Origin of the sequence: Paraburkholderia sp. BCC1884 (assembly GCF_900996225.1) — a bacterium.
Classification (GTDB): domain Bacteria; phylum Pseudomonadota; class Gammaproteobacteria; order Burkholderiales; family Burkholderiaceae; genus Paraburkholderia.
Genome location: NZ_CAAJGL010000058.1, coordinates 1 through 277, shown reverse-complemented (window position 1 = coordinate 277; position 277 = coordinate 1). Strand labels below are relative to the sequence as shown.

Annotated in this window: 1 protein-coding gene; it reads right to left on the bottom strand. The window is 57.4% G+C overall.

Features of this window, described 5'->3' with window-relative positions; all coding sequences use genetic code 11:
* Nucleotides 1-277 (bottom strand): phage late control D family protein (locus FQ705_RS04575; protein ID WP_186307789.1); only part of this gene is annotated, 277 nt, incomplete at both ends.

Below are 277 nucleotides of genomic sequence, written 5' to 3'. Positions count from 1 at the left end.
CAGGCGGCTTCGATAATCGCAAACTGGCGGTTTTGCTGGTTATCTGCTGCATGGCCGGGGTGGTCGTCTAGTTCGAACCAGCGACCCGCATCCGCACCACGCACACCGCCTGATCCGTAAAACCGCTTTGCCCGCGATTCCCATTCTTCCATGCGGATTTTTGACAGGGCATCACCCCGATCCTGCGTCCCATAGGTGTAGGCTCCCGTGTATTCATACACCTCAGCCTGCTCAGGCAGATTCCCCTGCGTAGGAAGCGTTGGAATGTTTGTGCCCT